We start from the raw sequence: 22,406 nt of genomic DNA, 5'->3' as shown, positions 1-22,406 counted from the left end.
GCACGCGGCACATCTTCCTCTTCCAGGTGCTCTATAATAATAGGTATGTTCGGGTAGTCGCGGCTCAGGCGCTGCAGGTACAGGTCGTAGTTCAGGGAACCTAAGCCAGGTGCCGGCAACTCGATCATGCCAACGCCACGTAAAGTGTGGGCCTCACTGGCATCAATGTCGGCCATTTTAACTCCCTGTGCAGCTGTGGCACGTTTCACATCTTTGGCATGCGATATTTTTATACGGTGCGACAAAGCGTTAAAAATATAGTTCAGCGTCTGGTCCATCTGGTCTATATTGTGCTCCTCGAAGTAGTTGGTCGGGTCCATAAGGAGGCCCAGGTGCGGGTCTGTTACATCTGAGAACAAACGCAGGGTTTCTTCTACAGAACCGATCACGTTGTTCACATAGGTTTCAGCTAAAAAGGTAACGCCATGCTCGCGCGAGAAATCTACTATGTCCTGAATAACTTTCACACATTCCTCGTATCCTTCTTCCGTCTTATTTTTTGGATGATGCACCCAGTCACTTTCGGTATCGAAGGTGCCGGTTTCGCTGATGACGTACGGCGAGCCCATGTCGTGCGCGAACCGGATGAGTTGCTTCAGGTGCTTGAGGTTTGCCTGCCGCTTTGCCGGGTCGGGATGCACCAGGTTGGTATAACCCGAAATGCAGGAAATCGGCAGATTATGGCGACGGAAGGTATCGCGGATTTTCCGGCATTTTTCGGCCGTTATCTGGTCTGTAGACAAGTCCATGTCTTTAAAGCTCAGGTCCAGCTGCACGGTGTTAAACCCGATCTCCCGGATTTTGCGGGCCGTTTCTTCTAACGTGTAAGGAAAGTAACCAGTAAATATGCCGACTTGTATCATAGTGGAAAAATGAGGATTAGGTATAGGATTTTGTATAAATTTATAAGGAGACGTAAGACACAAGACTTTTTAGAGTTACCAGAGAAAGAGAGAATCCGCTTTACTTAAACAGAATAGTTTCTTGCTTAAACTCTGCTAGATTTGAACATGCTCTAACCACAAAACATACTCCATCTCAGCATAAAAAAGTCCTGTGTCTTGCGCCCTGTATCTTGTTCCCGCAGAATCAGGTTGCCAGTATTTCGTTAATAGCTACAGCCCGGCGCTCACGGTACGACACATGGCAGGCTTCTACCAGGGCCATGGTTTTGAGGTTATCTTCACCACTTATCTCTGGCGTGGTATCTTCCTCAATCGCACACATTAGTTGAGCCATGGGTCCTACAAACGCATCCGGAAACCAGACTTCGTCCCAACGTGGTTTAAACCATTTCTCACCTTCCTGTACGGTGGTATAGTCGAGGGTGCTGGGGGTGCGGGCAGGGTATGAGGGCCAGCCGATGCTGCCTTTTGCCATGCCTTCGGTGCCTTCTACGCGCCAGTTAATATAAATGTCGCTGGCTGCTCCTTCGCGGCTCGGGCCAGTCCAGACATCGTCCCAGGAGGAGGTGCGGAGGCCATTGTCGTACTCCAGTATGTACAGCGACACCCCATCTTCGTGCCTGAAATCCTTGCCGTTGCGCGGGTCTTCAGTTACGCTGCAGTACACCCTGTCGGGGTCGCCGAACAGGAACCGGAACGCGTCGAGGTGATGGATGCTCATGGTGCGGAGGGTGGCCCAGCCCAGTTCTTTCTGCCAGGGCATCCAGTGCGGAATGGCCCGCATATCGATAGAGGCAAAAACCGGCCTGCCCAGCACCCCCTGGTCCAGCAGCGACTTGCAGGCCCTGATAGATTGGTCGTAGCGCATGTTCTGATTAACAGCGAGCTTTATGCCTGCCTCGGCACAAAGCCGCACAATTTCTTTGGCTTCCTGGTAATTTACAGCCATCGGCTTCTGCACCAATATACCTTTTATATGGTCGGCATGCTTTACGGCTTCCCGCACAATCTCTATCTGGAAATTAGGCGGAACAGCAATATCTAAAATCGAAACAGTAGGGTCTTGCAGCAGTTCCTGGTACGAGTCGTACACTTTATCTATGCCATGCCGGTCGGCCACAGACTGGCTGTTGGCACGATGCCGCGAGGCAATGGCCACCGGGTTAAAACCTGCCTGCCGGTAAGCCACCAGGTGGCAATCGGCCATAATAAAACCCGAGCCGATACAGCCAATACCCATCCCGAGGTTCTGAGGCAGTTTAGGGAGATAGTTTAACTGAATATCTAACGATGTGTCCATAGTTATGTGCTCTGTTTCTACTTATTTAACTTTCAGGGTTATTTCGTTCTCCTTATTCAGAAAATCGGTCTGTGCCGACAAGCCAACCGGATCAGACTCCAGAATGGCCGTGTCAGGAACTACTTTAACCGGAGTAATGCACGATGTATTTTTTTCGCGGAAAGGCACGTTGTAGCTCAGGTTATAAGCCGAGATGAGCGACCAGCGCGGTTTATCCGATAAATTGGCCTCCGACATGTGCAGCAAATTTGGGTGGAACAACAGCACATCGCCAGCCTCCAGCTCCACGTAAACCCGTTCGCAAAGCTTGAGGGCTTCTTCTACAAAGGCCATATCGGCTCCCTGCTGCTCGCCGGCAAAGTTATGTTCAAAGCGTCCCATTTTATGCGAGCCTTTCAGCACCTGCAGGCAGCCGTTCAGTTTGGTGGCCTCCGTTAGCGCCAGCATAACGCTCAGCATGGCATCGGGGTACAGAAAACCGTTTTTATACCAGTAGCCGTAGTCCTGGTGCCACTCCCAGGCTCCTCCCACTTCCGGTTCCTTCTGCATGAGCTTCGAGTGAAAATGACAAACTTCTCCTTCGCCCAATACAGCCTGTGCCGCATTCACTATTTTTTGGCTACGGGTAAGCAGACCAAATGTATCGTCGCCGGGTGTAAACCACAAGGTTAGCCGGGTGTGCTTGCCGCTCTGGTCTTTAAACTCGAAGGCGTTTTTGCGAAGCTGTGCATCTTCAACAGCCAATCCGTAGAGCAAGGCCACTTCCTCTTCCGATAAGAAGTTCTTAATGATAAGGTAACCATCCTGGTCGTATTGTGCCTTTTGAGCTGGAGTTAAGTTTGTTGAGATCATTTGCACTATTGTTTATGTTCGACAGAAAATTCAATTCATTTATTGCAAAGCCAGATAACCACAGGTAAGTATCTGCCAGTATGAGGTATGCCGTGATTTTAAATAACTAATGTTTGTTTATATTTAAAGATTAAAAAAAGCAGTTGCCTGCTTTTGCAATTCCACACCTGCTTTTTTGCCATGCCTGCCATCACTCCGGCCTGTGGTTGTTGAACAAAAAACGTAAAGAATATACTAAGTAATAAAAAATTTCAATAATTTACGATATTCTTCGTTCTCTTTCTTTATAACTTATTCAAAGTTCGATTTTATTTTTGTTTAACGCCACCGGTTTTATAGCAAATAAATAAACTTTTTTGACATATATTAACCGTTTAAACAATAAATCTGGTAAATTAAAGGTATATTTAACACGTAAAACAAATCAAATGAAGCCGCATATTCAAAAACTCCCTTTGTCGGAGCACTGCTCTTTTGTTGCGGATACTTTCTTTACGCCACATTTCGAAACTCCCTGGCACTACCATACCGAATACGAACTGGTACTTATATTAAAAGGAAAAGGAAAGCGGTTTGTAGGTAACCATGTTTCCGATTATGAAGAAGGAAACCTGACGTTTCTGGGTCCGGATGTACCACACCTATTCCGAAAAGAAGATGCTGAGGCACAAGGCGGCTCGCTGGTAATTCATTTTAAAGAAGATTTTTTAGGAAGCGAGTTCAAACGGATTCCTGAAATGCAGAAGCTGAAGCTGTTGTTTCAGAAATCGCGGATGGGCCTGCATATTACCGGCGAAACGCGGGCACATATCAGTCAGAAAATGAACGATATGCTTACTTTGCAAGGTATGGAACGGCTTATTTGCCTGCTCAGCATTTTAAGCACGCTCGCTGACACCCCTGATTTTGAACTGCTCTCCAGTACCGAGATCAGTGGCCAGAACTCCCGCGATAACGACCGCCTGAACAAAGTGTTTGATTATGTGATGTTGAATTTTAAAAACGAAATACAGGTAGGCGAAGTGGCCGAACTGGCCAACATGAGCTACTCTGGTTTCTGCCGCTATTTCAAGAACAGAACCAAGAAAAACTTTACGCATTTCGTAAACGAAATCAGAGTAGGTTATGCCTGCAAACGCCTGATGGAGAGCGATGTCTCGGTCAGCAACGTGTGCTACGAGAGCGGCTACAACAACCTCACGAACTTTAACGAGCAGTTTAAGAAAATACTTAGATGCACGCCTTACCAGTTCCAGCGGCAGCACAAGGTCTAGTTTAGTTAAGAGGCTAAAGGAATTTTGATTGAGTGACTGAATGATTGAGTGAATTTTGAACACCCTCCACCATCTTTCTTATTTCAACTTATCAGAATTCATACATCTTCGCCTGAAGCCCTATGTCCTAAACCTGGTAAAAACCTTTGGAAGGCCAAAATCATTAGAATAATTCAGTCAATCATTCAGTCAAAAAAACACTCATTCAACTAAAGCTATGGACGTAAAATTCTTTTGCCCGCGCTGGGGCTGCGAGCACCTGCCCTGGAACGAGTACCTGCAAAAAATAAAAGCTGCCGGGTACAATGGCATGGAGTGCGCTATTCCGAACGACATGACCAGGGAGGAACTGAGCGAGGTGTGGGAGAAGCTGGGCAAGCATGGGCTGGAAGTAATTCCGCAGCATTATGCCACGTACGAAGCTGACTTTGCAAAACACCACGACATCTTCGCGGCCTGGCTCGACAAAATGCGCTCCTTCCCGGCCTTAAAAATAGACTGCCAGACAGGTAAAGATTTCTTCACGTTTGAGCAGAACAAAACCCTTATTGATTTAACTGTAGATTTTGCCAACAGCACAGGTGTAGAGGTGTTTCACGAGACACACCGAAATAAGTTTGCCTTTGCTGCCCACATCACCGCCGAGTACCTTCGCCAAATTCCCTACCTGAAAATTACCCTTGATGCTTCGCATTGGGTAAACGTGGCCGAGTCGTATTTAGAAGACCAGCAGGAGGCGATGGAACTGGCTATTTCGCGCACAGAGCACATTCATGCCAGAGTTGGTTACCCGGAGGGGCCCCAGGTGCCGGACCCGCGCGTACCGGAGTGGCAGGAGGCAGTGCAGCATCACCTGGCCTGGTGGGACGAGGTGGCGAAACGGAAAAGGCAGGAAAACACACTACTCACCATCACGCCCGAATTTGGCCCTTACCCGTACATGGTACCCCTGCCATTTACCCAGCAACCCATTACCAGCCAATGGGATGTAAATGTGTACATGATGCAACTGCTGCGCGAGCGGTATGCTTAGTTTTTTTTCAAAACTGCAAGTATTTTCTGAAGCTGCTGCCTGTCTGAATCACAGATTAATCGGATGACTGGATTTCACGGATGGGAATGTTAAATCTCAAAATCTGTGTCATCTGTTAAACTCATTAAAATCCGTGATTCAGAAAAAAGTGAATTACGGATCTTAATGAGTTTTCAAAGCGGCCGGAGGCCGCGGAATAGTCGTCACGAGCGAGGACGCTCGCGCCAGCATAATTTTTAATTTCTAATTTGGCGCAGCCCTAATGCCCACTGCTTGTTGGCACCTCCCCCATCTCTGCCTGCCCTTTAACGGTGCCATAGGTCATAATCAGGAAGGAGGTGCATAAAATCACGAGCGCCCCGATTAGCAACAGGTACGTTCTGCGGGAGGCATGTTTCCACTCTTTCATGATAACGCCTACCACAAAACTGAAAAAGATCAGCATCGACATGTGGATAAGCCAGCTGGCAAACTGGAAGTTGCCCATTTTAACGTGCCCCAGGCCATAGAAAAAGAACTGGAAGCACCAGAGTGTTCCTGCCAGGCCAGACCACATAAAGTTTCTGAGGATAGCCAGTTTGCCCAGGCCACTGCCTTTGCTCGTCATCTCTTTCAGGTTGCCCTCCCGTAGCGCCAGTACCATAAACCACACCAGGTTCACCACAAAACAACCGGCCGTCGACACAATCAGTTTAGCGTTGCCTTCAAAATGGCCTGCTCCGTTGGCTGCGGCCATGTCGGCAATAGGTTGCCCGTACTCGAGCGAGATGTTAAAGACAGCTGATAGTATGCCACCTATTATCGTGAGGAGCAAGCCTTTTTTCATGTCGAAGCGCTGGCTCTGGCCTGCTTCTTTTTCGCGTTTAAAACCGGCCCATCCGCAGAGCGCCACACCTAACATAGACACGCACATGGCTGTTAGAATAATACCGCCGCCCGGCCGCTGAAAATACTCCGTTACCTCGCCTCGCAGCAGCAAAGGCGTGAGCGTGCCAATAATAGCCGACAACCCGATGGAGATGGTATAGGTAAGCGAATAGCCGATAAAGCGCGTAGCATAGCCAAACGACATGCCGCCAAAGCCATAGCAGGCACCCAGCAGGAAAGCACCCAGCACCACATCGGAGGGTGCGCTTGCCAGAATGGAGAAAAAGTCCGGCACAGTAAAGATACCTAACATCGTAGGCACAATTATCCAGGCGAAAAGCGACTGAACCAGCCAGAAGGAGGTCCAGGACCATTGTTTTGTTTGGTGGTAAGGCAGGTAGCAGGTCGAGGCAGAAATTCCTCCTACAGCGTGCAAGACTGTTCCTGCAATAGGATTAGGTACTATCATGGTTGAGGTAAAGGTGGAGATGTCGGGGTTAAGTATTGGTTGCCGAGGAGCAAATAACTAACGATTGTTTAAATACAGATATTTTAGCCTATTCTCCTGGAAAAGATTTTAGATGCCAGATTTCAGATCTTTTTCAGGTAAGTGTATGCTATTATTCAGGCATCCACTCAACCAAAAGTCTACATTATTCGAATGAAAATCGCCTTCAGAAGAATTTTGAGCTTTTGAGGGTCAAGGCTTTTAGGTGTTACAACATCAAATATAGAGAAGAAAGCACACCACACTAGCATAGGTTAATTTAAAAGAGGAAAAAGGATTGCTACCTAAGCAGCAACCTCTCTCTTTTTAGCTAGCAAAATATGGTCTGCCACCATCACGATTTCGCCGCGCTGGTTAAACACCTCCACATGCTCCACCACCTTGCCGTATTCAGGTTTCTTATCGTCTTCTTTTTCGGAAATCGTAACTTTTGTATGAATGGTATCACCTATGTAAACAGGTTTTATAAAGCGCAGGCGGTCGTAGCCTTTCGAGAAAGCTTCGGGGTTAATTTCGGAGGCTGTTTGCCCTATAGAGACGCTGAAGATAAGGGTGCCATGTGCAATGCGCTGCTGAAAGGGTTGTGTTTTGCACCATTCGGCATCCATGTGGTGCGGAAAGAAGTCGCCTGTCTGGCCGGCGTGCAGCACAAAATCTGTTTCGGTAATGGTTCTACCCAGTGTTTCTCTGGTGTCGCCAAGGGTGTAGTCTTCGTAAAATTGAGATCTGATATGCATAAAGCTTCATCAATTAATTAAATGCTTTTTTATTTCTACGCCGCCGCTGCTGCTCGATTCGTACGCGCTCTCGACAACGGCCATGGTTTTGCTCACGTCTTCTACGCTGGTTGGCAAATGGGTGGTTTCGCCCTGTGCAAAGCGCATCAGGCTGGCCATGGTGCCTACAAAGGCATCGGGGAACCAGCTTCCTTCCAGCTCAACTGTTTCCCAAACGGGCTCCTGCCCTTCTTCCGGTAGCAGGCAATACTCAAACTTATCGGGCACGCCGTGGGGGTAATCCAGCAGCAGGCCCATTTTTGCTTTTATGGCTCCTTTGGTACCTTCCCATTTAATAAAGCTCTCCTGGTGCTTTGGCCCGAAGTTATGGTCGTGGTTGGTGTTGATAACGGCGTGCAGGCTATCGTTGTAATCTAAAATAATGGTAGTGCGTGAAGAGGAAAGGTTCTTGTGCGGGTTGCGCAGCGTTTTGGCATACACCCGCTCCGGATCGCCCAGGAACGAGCGCAGCAGATCGATATAGTGGATGCTGTGGAACAGGATCTCCAGCCGCTCATGCACCTTTACAGCCGGAAAAAGCTCCCAGGGCGTAAAGGTCGTTAGCCGCACCTCCATGTCGTAAAGCTCACCAATCAGGCCAGTCTCTACCAGGTACCGTGCCGCACTCACAAACGGAGCAAACCGCAGCTGAAAGTTAATAGCCGCCTTTAATCGCTTGCGCTGGCAAACTTCATAAATCTCCTTCGCCTGCGCCAGGTAATCGCCCATCGGCTTCTGGATGAGCACCGGAGCACCTTCTGGCAGTTGCTGCAGCACCTCCACAAAATGAGCGGGCATGAGGGCAATGTCGTACACGGCATTTTCGGGGGCAGCTGCCACTGCTTCTGCAACAGATTTGAACACATGTGTAATCTGGTACTCTGCCGCTAGCTGTTCGGCCTTTTCCTGTACCTTATCGGTAATACCGAACACCGTAAAACCAGCTTTTTTGTAGGCAGGTAAATGTGCATCTCGCACAATACCGCCAGCCCCGATAATAACGATCGGGAGCGGCTGTTGTGGCAGTTCAGGCTTGTAAGGTATCTGCATTATTTTGAATGAGCGATGGAGAGACTGATTGAATCTTAAATCCTGATCAGTGTACTTCTCTAAGTTTTAAAATTTGCTGAATGTGTTTTATCAATTTCGACTTCTGTAACGGCCGGAGGCCTTGCAATAGTAGACACGAGCGAGGACGCTCGCTCGTGCACCGTTTTATCAGCTAAAAAGCTGGTTTAGTTGTTGCTGCCCCTGCTGCAGGATGTATGCTATAGGTTCTTCGGTTTGGACTGCGCGCAGCACCACCTGATCGATAATGGCGGCAGCTCTGGACCAATCGGCGTGGCGGGGCAATGTTCGGGAGTTTTTATGAAGCTCCTCTAATTTGTGGTAATAAGGTACCATCCGGTTAATTTCAGGATCGTGCCAGGTAGAAATGCGGCACCCGATGCCACCGCTCAGGGTCAGCAGTTTATCGTTTTCTCTGTTAGTGGCAAACTTTATGAAATCGTAAGCGATGTCTTTTTTGGTGCTGCCCTCCCCGATGGTATACATCCAGTACACGTTCAGCGAGGTTCCTTTTCCGGTTGGCCCATGCGGAATATCGGCTATGTCGACGTTGCCTTTTACCTTAGCGGTTGGGTCTACCTCACACACGGCGGCAAAACCGAACCAATTCACCATCATGGCTACTTCGCCACGGGCAAATGCCTGCCCCGCCCCAACCGACTCGAACTCGGCACAGCTTGGATGCACGGCCGTTTTGTCTTTTAAGATGGCACGGTAGAACGTTAGCCCTTCCTGCGCTGCGGGTGTGTCTATGTTTATGTTCCCGTCAGCATCCACAAGTTCTCCTCCCCGCGTCCAGAGTTGCAGGCAAAAGTCGAACACGGTGTTGTGGCCATCGGGGTAAGCCGCGAAAAGGGAGCCATACAGCCCCTGCTCCGGCCGCTGAAAAAAGCGCGCGATAGTTACAAAATCGTCCCAGGTGGTGGGTGGCGCGAGTTCTTTGCCAAACTGGCTGCGGTAGTTTTCTTTTTCTGTAGGGTCTTCGAACAGGTCTTTGCGGTAGATCAAACATTCGGGGCCATCGTGGAAAGGCAGCCCTACTACCTGCTCCCCGAACTGCTGCATCTGCAGGAGTGCATCAGACCAGCCAGCCGGAAACTCCTCCGGGCTGTCTTTCTGTATAAAAGGAACCAGGTCGGCAATGGCACCTTTGGCATGCGCTTCGGCTACCCAGTCGGTGTTGAGGTGGGCAATATCCCAGTCGCCCCGCAGGAGCCCGCTGTTGCCTAATGTTGCCTCGTGCAGCTCGTGCAGGTCCATCGGCACCGGCTCCAGCTGCCAGGTACAACCTGTCTCGTTACAATAGGCTTCCCATGCCTTCTCTAAAGCGGCCTCAAACGGGCCAAATTTTCTGACTGCAAATCGTAGCTTCTTGTTGTTTTCAGGCATAGGTGCGTGTTATGGCGGTGAAATGGAAAGTACCTACAAGTAAGTTTTGTCTTTATGTCAAAATAATTCTAATGGTTTTGCCCTTCCAAAGCTTTTTTTGGACAAAAGACTCAAGGCTTTTCAGACTCAAGACTTTTATTATGTTAACAGCTATGAGCTTGCGATAAGGTAGACTGATCAATCATTTTTAAATCAACCATTTAACAATTAAGCCATTGAACCATCAGCAATCAACAACCTGCAATCAACAAATTATTTCAATGAAAATAGCCTTCCGAAGGTTTTTAGACCTTTCAGGTTCAACCCTTGCCTGTTTTGTTACTTGCCCAGGGTGTGCTTTACGAGCATTTCTTCTATAATGGCGGCAGTGTGCTCGCCTAGCTTTGGTGCTCCTTTTTTCGAGAGCAGGTATTCACCGTCTATTTTAATGGGGCAGCGGGTGGTGCGGTAGCGGTAGCCATCGCCCATGGTTACTTCGTGTATCATGTCGAGGACCTTGAACCCTTCGTGCTGCATGAGCTTTTCCCAGGTCAGGACATCGGAGCACCAGACATCGGCCGGCTCCAGTATGGCCAGCCACTGTTCAGTAGTGCCGCCCAGCAGGTGCTTTGCCAGTATCGATTTTATTTGGTCGCGCTCGTTGAACCAGGAAGCTACCTCCTGGTACTCCAGCAGCGCAGGGCAGTTGAGCAGTTCGCCCAGTTGCGGAATAGAAGCCATGGCAATGGCCATGTAGCCGTTGCTGGTACGGTAAATGCCGTAAGGTGCACCCAGGTAAGCGTGGGCGTTGTTTTTGAGGGACCGTACGGTTGGTTCGCCGCCATCGCGGAAATAGGTGGTAATTACCTCGAACTGAAAATCGACGATAGACTCCATCATGCTTACCTGCACCAGCCCACCCACATTGGAGATTCCTTTACGCACCAGGCAGGCCATTATGCCTTGTGCCAGATGTGCCCCCGTTAAGATATCGACAATGGCAATGCCCATTGGTACGGGGCCTTTGTCGCCGTTGCCGCTCAGGCCGGTTAAGCCAGAGAGCGATTGCACCAGCAGGTCCTGGCCCGGTTTATCGCGCCAGGGGCCTTCGTCGCCGTAGCCGGATATTTCGCCGTACACCACTTCCGGGTTCACCAGTTTCACGGCCTCATAATCGAAGCCAAGGCGTTCCATTACGCCGGGCCTAAAGTTGTGCATCACCACGTCGGCCTGCTTTACAAGCTCCCACACCTCGTTTCGGCCTATTTCGCTTTTCAGGTCGGCCACAAAGCTTTCTTTGTTTCTGTTTATGGCATGAAACACAGACGAGTCGCCGTTCATAATGAGGTTAGAGACATACAGTTGCCTGCAAATATCTCCTGTTTCGGGTTTTTCTACTTTTATTACCCTAGCGCCCAAATCGGCTAGCCTCAGACTGGCCGATGGGCCCGAAAGAAACTGGCTGAAATCTACGACTAGTATATCTTCTAAAGGTTTTATCATCAGCATAACCAGGTATGGCCTCCGTTCTAGATAATGTAGTATTTATTTGCTGCTGCCTGTGCATTAACACAAAAAAGCCAATGTTTTACGGCATCAGCCTCGTGTTACAGACTTAATAGCCTGTAAATCAACACGCATGATCATCAAGAACAGCAGCAGGACTAATTAAGTTTGTTTTTATTTGCAGTATCAGGAAGCATTGCCATAGCCCGCCGATAAATTAAAGTCTCTTTCGATGTCTTTTACATGCTGGCCAACCATTGGCGCAGGTTTAGGCGAGAACAGGCGTTCGCCATCAATCCTGATCGGGCAACGGGTGGTCCGGATTCTGTCGCCGGTGGCTGTAACCGTTTCCTGCTCCATTTGCAGAGCCTTGTAGCCGGCATGGTTCAGAAACTCCTCATAATTCAGGATGTCGGCACACCAGATGTCAGCGGGTTCCAGAATGGCCAGCCATTCTGCGGTCGTTCTTTCTTTCAGGAACAGGCCAAGCTTGCGCATAATATCGTCGCGGTACACAAACCAGGAGTCGCTGCCTTTGTACTCTAACAACTCATAACAGCCAAGTGTTTCGCCTAAAGTATCGAGGTCTTCCATGGCCAGGGCCAGGTAGCGGTCTTTTGTTTTGTAAACACCATACGGAGCGCTGAGGTAGGCATGGCCATTGCCGCGCATGGCACGGTCTGGCAGTTTGCCACCATCGTTCAGGTAGGTGGTAATTACTTCAAACTGAAAATCGATGATCGACTCCAGCAGGCTCACTTCTACCAGCGCACCGGCCTTTGTTTTACCTCTTCGGATTAAAGCGGCCAGAATACCTTGCACAAAATGGGCACCGCAGAGCATATCGGCTACGGCCAGTCCAAATGGTGTTGGCGCATCGTTTTTATCGCCGGAGAGGTAGGACAGCCCTGAGAGCGACTGCAGCAGCAGGTCCTGACCTGGCTTGGAGGCCCAGGGGCCTTTGTTGCCATAACCGGTTACCACACCATACACAATGCGTGGGTTTATGGCCTTCACGGTTTCGTAATCGAGCCCTATCTTTTCCATCACGCCCGGCCTGAAATTGTGTGTCATTACATCAGCCTGCTCAATGAGCTTTTTAATGCGTTTCAGATCTTCCGGGCTTTTCAGGTCGGCTGCGTACGATTCTTTGTTGCGGTTTATCGTATGAAAAACAATTCCATCGTCGCCTGAAAAAAGGTTTTTAATGGAAATTTGCCTGCCACTTTCTCCTTTTCCGGGCCGCTCTATCTTTATCACTCTTGCGCCCAGGTCTGCCAGCCGCAAGCCTGCCGAAGGCCCCGCCATAAACTGGCAGAACTCCAGCACTACCAGATTCTCCAGTGGCTTCATTTTCTTGATTCTCTATATAATGTATTAAGTTCGTTCAGCACATGCTCCTCGTTTCCACCCTGCATCATGTAGTTGCGGATAGGTGTACCGCCATGGTCCTGGAAGTGCATATAGCCGTTGTATCTTGGTCTCAGAAACGCTCTGTCGAGCGTTGGTAATGTTGCTTTCAAAAAATTGGCCGACTGCCGGTTGGTCTCTTCGTTCAGCCACGCTTTCCGGTGCCCGGGTTGTCCGCCACTTGTAAAGTAAAGTGTTTGCTGGCATTCCGGAGAGGCTACAAAAGCAGCATACTGCATGGCTACTTCTACGTGCTTGCAGGTGCTCGACACAGCCAGCCCGGTTCCGCCCAGTGTACTTCTTAACTTACCGCTACCGCCAAACGAAACCACATCATGAAAATGCAGCAGCTCCCGGGCATAACCCGGCCGCGAGTAGTTGGTGTAGCCATAGGCAAAGGGGCAGTACGCAAACTTATCGGTTTGGGTCATGGCCTCGTATACCTTTATCGGGTTCCAGTCGAAACAGGCTTTATCTACCTTGCCGGCGAGTTGGCGGAGCGTCTGCAAAGCTTTGATGCCCACTTCCTGGCTTACCACCTCCTGTTCCTGCAGAAAAGGCTCTTCGCCGTGCGCCAGGCAGAACATATAAAAATTCATCAACGTGTCGATCGGTATGGCCGGGAACGCTACAAATCCTGCATCGGCCAGTTCCAGCAGCTCATCCCATGTTTCGGGCAGTTGCAGGTTATGCTTCTGCAGCAGGTCCGGGCGACTAGAGGCTACCGGTGTGGCAGCATCTATGGCAAGTGCAAACTGCTTTCCATCCCAGGCATAGCTTCTGTGGGAGGCACCTACACTGTTTTCTGCTTGCTCCTGCAAATAGCCGGCTGGCAAATGCGCCTCCATCGGCACCAGCACCTCATTAGCCGACACAAAGCCGGCCCAAGGGTGGTCAATCACAATTAAATCATAATCGCTGGCAAGTTCGCCCAGCGGTTTATCAGCAAAATCCTGTAGAGAGCGTTTTACCCACTTAATTTCCACTTCGGGGTATAATTCACCGAAACGCTGCGCTGTTGCCACCATTGGCACTAAACCTCTACTATGATCCCAGGTAATACCTGTTAATTTTACTCGTCCAGAAGACATAAATGTTTGTTAGTATTTGCATTCAAATATAAATATAAAATTTATTTATAAAACAAACTAAGCTTATTAATTTTTTAAGTACCCGATGGCGCAAAGACTGGTATTTATTACGGTTTTACCTGACATAAACAACTGCTTTATTTTACGGGATCATCGAAAATTCATATATGTTATGTCTTTTTCGCGGTGCTTGGGTGTAACTTTCAGGCCCTGCACTTTTCCGTTCACCAATTTACCCTCTACAGTGGTGTTATAGGGTGCGTGTAGTTTAAATGTTACATTCCAGGTTTGGGGCCAGGCCGGGAAAAGGTAAATTTTATTTCCATCAGCCTGCAGGAGCATTTCCTGCAAGCCCACCATGCCGGAACCTCCCCAGTTATGATCGGGCACCCAATCGTGCCCTGGCCCCCAGAAAGTAGGAAAACGACGATCGGCGTCCTGAAGTTTCTGTACGGTTATAGCGGCTGCCTCTTCGGTAAGGCCAAGTCGGGCGCAAAAAATATTGTCCTGGTGCCAGCTGGTGTAGTTCCTGTTCTTAATGGCATCGGTGTCATACTTCCAAGTGTTTATGGCAACCTCGAGGTCGGGTTTGCCTATGCCGTACATGCCGAACGGGAACACCGGGTAAAGCTGTGGTATTTCGGTGTTCTGCATGCGCTCCCAGCTTTTGGCCGGGGCAATGGTTTTGTGGCCCTGCATGTCGCGGAAGCTGAGAGGCGGCACCCGCTTCAGCATCTCCTCCCACTGCACACGCGCTTCTGCGGAGGCATACTCTTGTGGCAACTCCAGCATACGCCCAAGCACTGTTTTAAGGCCGGCAACAGTAGAGGCTGCATTATAGGCCATTTTAAAGGTTTCGGCTGCCGTGCCGGGGTACAGCACCAGGTGGCCGTTCTCATCCAGCTTTTTAGCGCCACGCATGCCAGCCCGGTACTGGTAATGCTCATCAAAAAAGACAACACAACTCTCGATCAGGGACATGTACTGGCTTATGTCTTTGCCGGTGTAGCGCTGCAGATCGAGTATCATCAGACAGAAGTCCAGGGAGGTGTCCCAGTGGTACTCCAGCCAGGCATTATACTCTACGCCGGGGTCGAAGCCATGTGGTCGTTTTAGCCCGTACTCCGCATAGTTCGGCAGGCCAAAATTCTCGATCTGCTCGGTAAAAGAAGCGCCTCTGTGGCCCCAGTACGAGCTGGTTCGTTTCTCCGCTGTTGGCAGCAAACGTCGGTAAAAGTCGAATTGCGGGGGCATCATGTCGAAATCACCGCTTTTAAGCATGGGCCAGTACACCAGCCGTTGGTTCTGGGCAGTAAAGGTGCCGCCGCCCCAGTTGCGGTAATCAGGTGTAAAAGGGTATTTAGTTGAGTCTATAAAAACAGGATCTACAGTAAAAAGCCCGCCATTGAATTTGGTTGGGTAGCTGCCAAAAGCGTTGCAGGCCAACTGGTAGCGGAACAGCTGGTAGTTGCGCCCTACCTGCCAGGGAGCCGCAGCTGCATCGGGTTGGTTCGGGTTGATGAGCACATAGCTCCGTTGCCAGAATCCTTTCCACCAGTCCTGGCTCCTGCGGAAGGCGGTTCGCTCTGCCGCCCTGGCTTCTTTTGCCAGTTTATTGAGGCCGGCTTGCCAGGCCAACTGACTTTCGGCCTGCGCAATGTGCAGCAGCACTTCCAGTTTGTGCGTTCGCTGGGCCGATTTGCTTTGCAGTTTCCAGCCCTCGAAAGGAGTGTTCAGGTAGGTTCCCTGTGTTTTTCCGGCTGGTAACATATTGGTTCCCCGCATGCGCCCGCCAAAGGTCAGGTGCCTGAGCGGGTTCAGGAGTTGGTGCTTCACAGAATCGAGTCCCTGGCTTGCTACCGTCAGGTCGAATATGGTCGAGTCCTGGTTTCGGTGGTAAAACAGCACCTCGTTTCCTGTAAAATCGATAATGTCTTTGTAACTGGTGGCTGGGGTTTTGATCCATTTTAGGGAGCTGGAGAATTTTTCGCCCTGCAGGAGTTCCCGGTCTTTGGTGCGCCAGCTCTCGTAAGTAGCAGTTGCCTGCACTGGCTGGTTACTGGCTACGTCTATATGAATAACAGGTCTGAACACATCGACCCAGGCGGTGATCGTGGCAGTATGCTTGCCTTTTGTTCCGGCTATCTCTACTAAACCTTGCTGCAACTTTAGCTCCTGCCTGAAACTGGTACCGTCTTCAAACGGGTTAGGCGAGAGTTTAACGCGTACCCGGCCAAATTTCGGAAATATGTTGTTCTCTTCGAAAGCTCCGCTCCTGGACATATAGAAGAGCAATTCCCCGTTCTCGACCCACACGTTCAGGCCAATGTCGCCACCACCACAAGGCATCGACTCGCTGGCGTTCTTGCTTTGGCTGTTCCAGACAATATTGTAGGAAGTAAGGTCGGGCGTTTGCGCAAAGGCAGAGACTGCTGCCAGAAACAGCATAAGTAAAAGGGCACAGCGTGTGGAGGTTCGCTTGGTTTGCATGCTACGTGTGTTTAGTCAATAAAACTCAACTGTTGTTCTACCACGTAAAACTAAGGATAACAGCACAGGTTTGTTAACGGAGATAGCTATTTATTAGTGCGCACTTTATTTATGTATAAATGCAGTATCATAGACTCAAGTCGTTAGTGCTTTTCCAAATTCAAAATCAGAAATTAAAAAATATGATGGCGCGAGTGTCCTCGCGTGTTGAAAACTCGTTTCCTATAAAACAACGAGCTGAAAGCTTGCGGCAGAGATACCTGTAAATTATTCTAATGAAAATGGCCTTCAGACAGATTTTAGTCAACTTTTTGCCAAGGGCTAGCAGACTCTGGAACTTGTTCAGCCATTACCCATCTCCAGATTTTCACTTCCTCACATCTAACAGTTAATCTTAGAACAATCAGCAATTAAATTATTCTAATGGAAATAGCCTCCAGAGAACTTTTAGCGCAAAAAGCCTCAAGGTCTCGAGCCGAATAAGGAGACAAGTAAAAAGAATTCCTGTAATGAAAATACCCTTCTGGCGCATCTTCATTACAGGAATTCAAAAGTGATTAGTTATAACCGTCGTTTTGCACCAGGTTCGGGTTGGCATCTAGCTCCGCTTGCTGAAACGGCAGCACATAGTTGGTCGTGTTAAACTGAAGCTGTGCACCGGCAGGAGTCCGGAGAGTTGGTAACTTAATATGAGCAATGCGCCATCTCTTTAAGTCGTTGTAGCGCTGGCCTTCCAGAGCAAGCTCTACACGGCGTTCGTTGCGGATATACTCTCTTAACGATTCCTGGGTGTTGTACATTAACTGGTCTACGGCCGGCATGTTTACAGTAGGCCTGCTCCTGACCTGGTTTAGAGCATTGTAAACCTCCTCGCCAGGCCCATTCACTTCATTCATGGCTTCGGCGTACATTAGCAGCACATCGGCATAGCGCAGGTGTATGTAGTCCTGGTCGGAGTTCTGGGCGGTGGCTGTTGTAAAAGGTGCCCTCGACAGGTCTACGTATTTCTCCATCAGGAAACCGGTTACGGAGGTATAACTACCGGCCCACTCTACTCCTGCACCGTTGCGCCAAACTTCGCCGGGCAACTTCACAGTCATGTCAAGGCGCGGGTCTCGGTTGGCGTAGGGGTTGGCTGGGTCGAATAGCGGCGATAAGCTGGCAGGTTTGCCATCCGTCATTTCATACGCATCTACCAGGTCTTTGTAAGGTTGCATCAGCGAGAACCAGCCAAGTTCTATGTCCATACCGGCAGCACCCGGACTTGTGCGATGCACGTTGTTCGGAGCCAGGTACTGGGTCGAGAACATGATCTCGCGATTCACATCGGCACTGGCCTGACCTGCCGTACGAAACAGGGCAGCATAATTATTTGCCAAGGCATACCTGCCTGAGTTTATGATCTGCTGCAGTACCGGAATTGCTTCGCTGAATTTATTTTGCGTGATTAGCGCTCGTGCCTTAATGCCTTGGGCGCTACCTCTTACAGCACGCCCGTTGTAACGTTCATCAGGCAGGTTGGCAATGGCAAAATCCAGATCTTCGTGAATAAAGGCATACACCTCTTCAGGTGTGCTTTTGGCTATTTTGGCATCATCTGTTACGGCAAAGAAATTACGGTAGATGATAACACCACCAAAGGCCTGCACCAGGTCAAAATAGGCCAGCGCCCTAATAAAGCGTGCTTCGGCTTTGTACCTCGTTTTGGTTTCTTCTGCTATAGGTGCTCTGTCTATGTTATCTAAAAAGTAATTGCAGGAGGTGATGGCGCGGTACGGCGAGCTGTATATGTTATTGATGGCGCCGCCAAGCACCGGCGAAATACTGCCGATGGTCATGTTAAGCATGCTGCTCTGGTTACCATTGCCTGGGTCCAGGTAGGCGTTATCAGAAAGTCCGTCGAGGTAAACCCGTTCGTAGCCCAGAAAATTTTGCTGCAACCTGGAGTAAACACCTGTTAAAGCAGCCTGCGCATCGCCTTCTGATAGCCAGAAAGTCTCGTTCGATATACTGTTGAGTGGAACTTTGTCGAGGAAGTCTTTACAGGAAACTCCTGCAACCAACATAGTGGCTGATAAAAGTATCGAGATTTTATGTTTGATTCGCATTGTCTTACGCATTAGAAGTTAATGTTAGTGCCTACATTGTAGATTTTGGCTTGCGGGTACTGCGCAAAGTTGCCGGTGATGCTGGCTCTTTCAGGGTCGCCGCCTTCGTACTTGGTCCAGGTAAGCAGGTTCTCACCAGACACGTACACACTTATACCTTTCGCTTTGATTCTGGAAACCAGCGCACTTGGTAGGGAGTAGGAAAGCACTACGTTTTTGAGGCGCAGATAGGAGGCATCGCGCAGGTAGTAGGTGGAGTTAACATACGCCTGCACACCTGGGTACCCCTGCACATACAGCGCCGGAAGTTCGTTTGTAGGGTTAGATGGGGTCCAGGCGTTGCGCCACTTTTCGGTTGGTGCAGCACCCTGGTGGAAAGGATCTACTCCCCAGCCTGTTACCCTTGACTGCTGCCCCTGCACTCCCTGAAAGAAGGCATCGAGCGAAAAGCCTTTGAAGCCCACATTAAACCCAAAAGAGTAAATATAGTCCGGGTAGGCCCCTTTCACGACCACACGATCGTCTGCGTCTACTATACCATCACCGTTCTGGTCTTTCATTTTCAGGTCGCCGGGTCTTGGGTTGGCATTGGCCACATGCCGGGGCACATTGCTGGCAAGAGTACCATCATCATTAAAATCGTTCAGCTGAAAAATACCATCCCACTGATACAGGAAATGAGAGTCGAAAGGCAAGCCGTTTTCTCTTATAAGTGATCCTCTGGAAGGCACCGGAATATCGATTACTTTGTTTCTGGCCGTAGAAATTAAGGCATTTACACCATAAGTAACCTCTCCTACCTTATTTTGATGCGTCAGTTCTAACTCTATACCCTGGCTGCGAATTTCGCCGTTGTTAATGGTGGGCGCTCCCAAACCAAGGCTCGCTGGTACGGGCGGGCTAGCCAGGTTATCGAAGCCTGTTTTCCGGAACCAGTCGAAGGCGATTCCGAGCAGACCATTTTTAATATCCATATCGAAACCCAGGTCCAGCATGCGGGTAGATTCCCATCGGATGCTCTGATCCACGAAAAGGTTTACAACAGCACCCTGCTGCGCTGTTGTGTTCCCAAACGGATAGAACACGTTGTTTATAACCAGGTTGTTGTGGTAAGCATATGGCCCAATATTCTGGTTACCCAAAATACCATAAGACCCTCGAAGTTTGAAGTTACCGATCGCATCGCTAAAGGTATTCCGGAAGAAATCTTCTTCAGACATTAACCAGCCAGCAGAAAAAGAAGGGAATGCACCCCAACGATAACCTGGCGACACTCTGGAGGTACCGTCGTAGCGCAGGTTTGCCTCCAGCAGGTATTTACCTTTATAATCGTAGTTCAAGCGACCGAAATATGACTGCAGCGCCCACTCCGACGGACCGTTTAACCCAGGCAGGCGCGGGTGTGTAAAGAACAGCGACTGGTTCTCGGCTGTGTAAGCTGTCAGTTCGTCAAGCACAGGAGAGGCCGTATTTATGCGTCTGGCTCTCAACGTCTGGAACTTATAAGACACCTGCTCATAACCAACTAATGCTTTAAAGTTGTGCATGTCGTTCAGGCTCTTCTCGTAAGTAAGCGTTGAGAAAATAGTTGGTGTCAGTTCTTTTGAGTACTGGTCGGTTACACCTAAAATATCAGGACCAAAAGAGTCTGCTCTGTAGTCGCCGGTAGTTGGGTTCCGTTCCTGCGACAGGTAAGCCGTGTAGGGCGTTTGGTGCATTTTATAGAACTCATCTACATAATTAAGCGCAGCTTTGGTAGACCAGGTAAGCCCTTTAAGCGGTGTAATATCTATAAAAGCCTGCGCGTTGGCATTGTACTCCTGCGTTCGCTGGCGGCCCATGGCATAGTACTCCTGCGGGTTCCGGTTTCTACCCTCTAACTGATAGGCTCTAGACACAATGCGGCCGCTACCATCAGGTAAAAACGGACCGTAGAGCGGCCCAGCTGCGTAAATAGAAAGCGCCATGTTCTCACCCGTAAATGGCGGTTCGTTTCTGTCTTTATGAGTCAGGTTCATAACTGTACCTACTCTTACATATTTACTTAGCTCCGACGTATAACTTAACAAAGCATTGTACCGCTTAAAATTATACCCCGAAATCATGGCGTTCTGGTCGAGGTAGCCCAGCGAGAGGTTAAAGCTACTTTTTTCTCCTCCACCCGATACCGATAGGCTGTGGTTTGTAACAGTGGCAGGGTTTATATAGTAATCAACATTATCGAAGTTCGGGAATTGCTCCCGGTCTGTAGCGTTACGGAACTGTGCTATCTGCTCCGGTGTGTACCTGAATGCAATACCGTTCCGTTCTGCCGCCTGGTTATACATTTCCATGTATTCGGCTGAGTTGGTGATAAGGTCTGGCAGAGCGGTTGGTGTGTGCGTTGCCACATTACCCCGGTAACTGATGTTGAGCTGACCGGCCTTACCACGCTTTGTAGTTACCAGAATTACACCGTTAGAGGCCCTGGAACCATAAATAGACGCAGAAGCAGCATCTTTCAGCACCGTTACCGACTCAATATCATCTGGCGAAAGATTATTAAAAGAGCCGACAACGCCATCTATCAGCACAAGTGGGCCTGTATTGCCGAAGGTACCTCGCCCACGCACCACAAAATTCGGGTTATCGCGGCCTGGTTCGGCAGAGGGCTGCGTTACCTGCACACCGGTTACGCGGCCTTGTATTAAGTTCGCGGCATTTGGCGCAGGGCGTTGCGTCAGGGTCTGGCCCGACACCGTAGACACGGCTCCTGTCAGGTTTGCTTTGTTCTGGGTACCATAGCCCACCACAATCACTTCCTGCAGCGCCTTGGCATCTGGCACCAGGTTAATGTTTAGCGTCGTTCTGTTATTAACAGGCACTTCCTGGGTTACATAACCTACGTAAGAAATAACCAGTGTATTGTTTGCAGCAGGAGCGGCCAACGAAAAATTACCATCCAGGTCAGTAGATGTACCTAGTGATGTTCCTTTTAGCATAACGGTTACGCCTGGCAGGCCTGTGCCATTCTCATCAAGTACTCTACCAGTTACCGTACCCTCCTGTTGCAGGCTTCTGGTTATGCCGCCCTTGTCTGTTGCCCCTGCTTTGCTTCCTGCCAACGCAGCCATAGTCTTTTTTGGCAGGTTGCTCTCCGCAAACTGCGAGAATGCCTGCTGCTGGCTAAAGCCAACCTGACTTACTCCCAGCAGCATGCAAGGAAGCAGCAGTTTACTGAATGGGTAGATTATTTTTTTCATGTGTGTATAGTTTAGGAATTGTATTCAGCCATTATTACATCAGCAAAAGCAATTAGTAATTACTTAAAGAGCCAGAACAGCACTTCATCAACACAAGGGAATGGTGGCAAGCCAATATATTAAAACCGCCTGCTGACAGCAAAATTTAACGTGGCTTTGTGGAGCACACCAGGAGCCGCTAAGTAAGATTTTAGGCAGCAACTGAGTGTATGGGCAATAAAACTATTAAATAATCAACCGTGAACTAATGTTAGTTAATGGTTAAATAAAAAAAATATAGCCTTAACTATATCTTCCTTCAGAACTTGCACCTCGACCAGAAGACATAAATTATCGCAGCTTCTAATACTTAGATTACAGATTCAAAGATAAATAATTATTTTATATATGAAAACAATTTGACGTTATTTTGTTTTCATATTTTTTCGAATTCTTTTGGTTTTTCAGAATACCTAAAATTTAATAAAGTATGGCTACAATGCCTGCCTGCTATACTTCACTGAACTAGATATTGCCATGTGCAGCGCTTTGAAATAGTTTATTTGAATTAGGCACTTGTTTAATGGCTAAGAAAGCTGTAAATTGATTGAAATAGAGCTATTTACATG

At 49.0% G+C, this 22,406-nt stretch carries 15 protein-coding genes; 2 read left to right on the top strand and 13 right to left on the bottom strand.

The window, feature by feature from the left end:
* The 3 genes from FVR03_RS20135 to FVR03_RS20125 all read right to left on the bottom strand — a co-directional run.
* On the bottom strand, window positions 1–863 hold an 863-nt coding region (locus tag FVR03_RS20135), incomplete at its 3' end, for a sugar phosphate isomerase/epimerase family protein (protein WP_147923575.1).
* Between the two features lie 226 nt (window positions 864–1,089).
* A complete protein-coding gene (locus tag FVR03_RS20130) occupies window positions 1,090–2,205 on the bottom strand; it encodes a Gfo/Idh/MocA family protein (protein ID WP_147923574.1) in 1,116 nt (371 codons plus the stop codon).
* A gap of 21 nt (window positions 2,206–2,226) precedes the next feature.
* Window positions 2,227–3,057 (bottom strand): phytanoyl-CoA dioxygenase family protein, encoded by an 831-nt coding sequence (locus tag FVR03_RS20125; protein WP_147923573.1) that lies wholly within the window; start codon window positions 3,055–3,057, stop codon window positions 2,227–2,229.
* Window positions 3,058–3,485: 428 nt separating this feature from the next.
* Here FVR03_RS20125 and FVR03_RS20120 point away from each other — a divergent pair, with 428 nt between their 5' ends.
* Window positions 3,486–4,331: an AraC family transcriptional regulator gene (locus FVR03_RS20120; protein WP_147923572.1), complete on the top strand. Its 846-nt coding sequence runs from the start codon at window positions 3,486–3,488 to the stop codon at window positions 4,329–4,331.
* Window positions 4,332–4,548: 217 nt separating this feature from the next.
* Window positions 4,549–5,364: a sugar phosphate isomerase/epimerase family protein gene (locus FVR03_RS20115; protein ID WP_147923571.1), complete on the top strand. Its 816-nt coding sequence runs from the start codon at window positions 4,549–4,551 to the stop codon at window positions 5,362–5,364.
* Between the two features lie 259 nt (window positions 5,365–5,623).
* Here the strand turns inward: FVR03_RS20115 and FVR03_RS20110 are convergent, their stop codons facing one another.
* The 10 genes from FVR03_RS20110 to FVR03_RS20065 form a co-directional block, all read right to left on the bottom strand.
* Window positions 5,624–6,700, bottom strand: coding sequence for an L-rhamnose/proton symporter RhaT (locus FVR03_RS20110; RefSeq protein WP_147923570.1), 1,077 nt, complete (start codon window positions 6,698–6,700; stop codon window positions 5,624–5,626).
* A gap of 323 nt (window positions 6,701–7,023) precedes the next feature.
* Entirely contained in the window at window positions 7,024–7,476 is a 453-nt protein-coding gene (locus tag FVR03_RS20105; RefSeq protein WP_147923569.1) for a MaoC family dehydratase, read from the bottom strand.
* Between the two features lie 9 nt (window positions 7,477–7,485).
* Complete coding sequence (locus FVR03_RS20100; protein WP_147923568.1) at window positions 7,486–8,565, bottom strand: Gfo/Idh/MocA family protein; 1,080 nt, start codon at window positions 8,563–8,565, stop codon at window positions 7,486–7,488.
* Window positions 8,566–8,733: 168 nt separating this feature from the next.
* A complete protein-coding gene (locus FVR03_RS20095; RefSeq protein ID WP_147923567.1) occupies window positions 8,734–9,972 on the bottom strand; it encodes an extracellular solute-binding protein in 1,239 nt (412 codons plus the stop codon).
* Window positions 9,973–10,290: 318 nt separating this feature from the next.
* The gene (locus FVR03_RS20090; RefSeq protein WP_255474318.1) at window positions 10,291–11,454 is read right to left on the bottom strand and encodes a CaiB/BaiF CoA transferase family protein; all 1,164 of its coding nucleotides are present in this window, start codon (window positions 11,452–11,454) and stop codon (window positions 10,291–10,293) included.
* 189 nt (window positions 11,455–11,643) lie between these two features.
* Window positions 11,644–12,810, bottom strand: a complete 1,167-nt coding sequence (locus tag FVR03_RS20085) for a CaiB/BaiF CoA transferase family protein (protein WP_147923566.1) — start codon at window positions 12,808–12,810, stop codon at window positions 11,644–11,646.
* Window positions 12,807–13,958 carry an ABC transporter substrate-binding protein gene (locus tag FVR03_RS20080; RefSeq protein ID WP_147923565.1) on the bottom strand — a complete coding sequence of 384 codons (1,152 nt, stop codon included), beginning with the start codon at window positions 13,956–13,958 and terminating at the stop codon, window positions 12,807–12,809. Before FVR03_RS20080 ends, FVR03_RS20085 begins: the two co-directional genes overlap by 4 nt.
* A 150-nt stretch (window positions 13,959–14,108) precedes the next feature.
* Window positions 14,109–16,448: a DUF5703 domain-containing protein gene (locus tag FVR03_RS20075; protein ID WP_222707281.1), complete on the bottom strand. Its 2,340-nt coding sequence runs from the start codon at window positions 16,446–16,448 to the stop codon at window positions 14,109–14,111.
* A gap of 557 nt (window positions 16,449–17,005) precedes the next feature.
* Window positions 17,006–18,514 (bottom strand): RagB/SusD family nutrient uptake outer membrane protein, encoded by a 1,509-nt coding sequence (locus FVR03_RS20070; protein WP_255474317.1) that lies wholly within the window; start codon window positions 18,512–18,514, stop codon window positions 17,006–17,008.
* A gap of 53 nt (window positions 18,515–18,567) precedes the next feature.
* Window positions 18,568–21,798 (bottom strand): SusC/RagA family TonB-linked outer membrane protein, encoded by a 3,231-nt coding sequence (locus tag FVR03_RS20065; protein ID WP_147923563.1) that lies wholly within the window; start codon window positions 21,796–21,798, stop codon window positions 18,568–18,570.
* Window positions 21,799–22,406: the final 608 nt, after the last annotated feature.

The sequence above is a fragment of the Pontibacter qinzhouensis genome, from assembly GCF_008017455.1.
GTDB lineage: Bacteria > Bacteroidota > Bacteroidia > Cytophagales > Hymenobacteraceae > Pontibacter > Pontibacter qinzhouensis.
The sequence above is the reverse complement of the archived record's forward strand: the minus strand, read 5'-3'. Positions and strand labels throughout refer to the sequence as shown.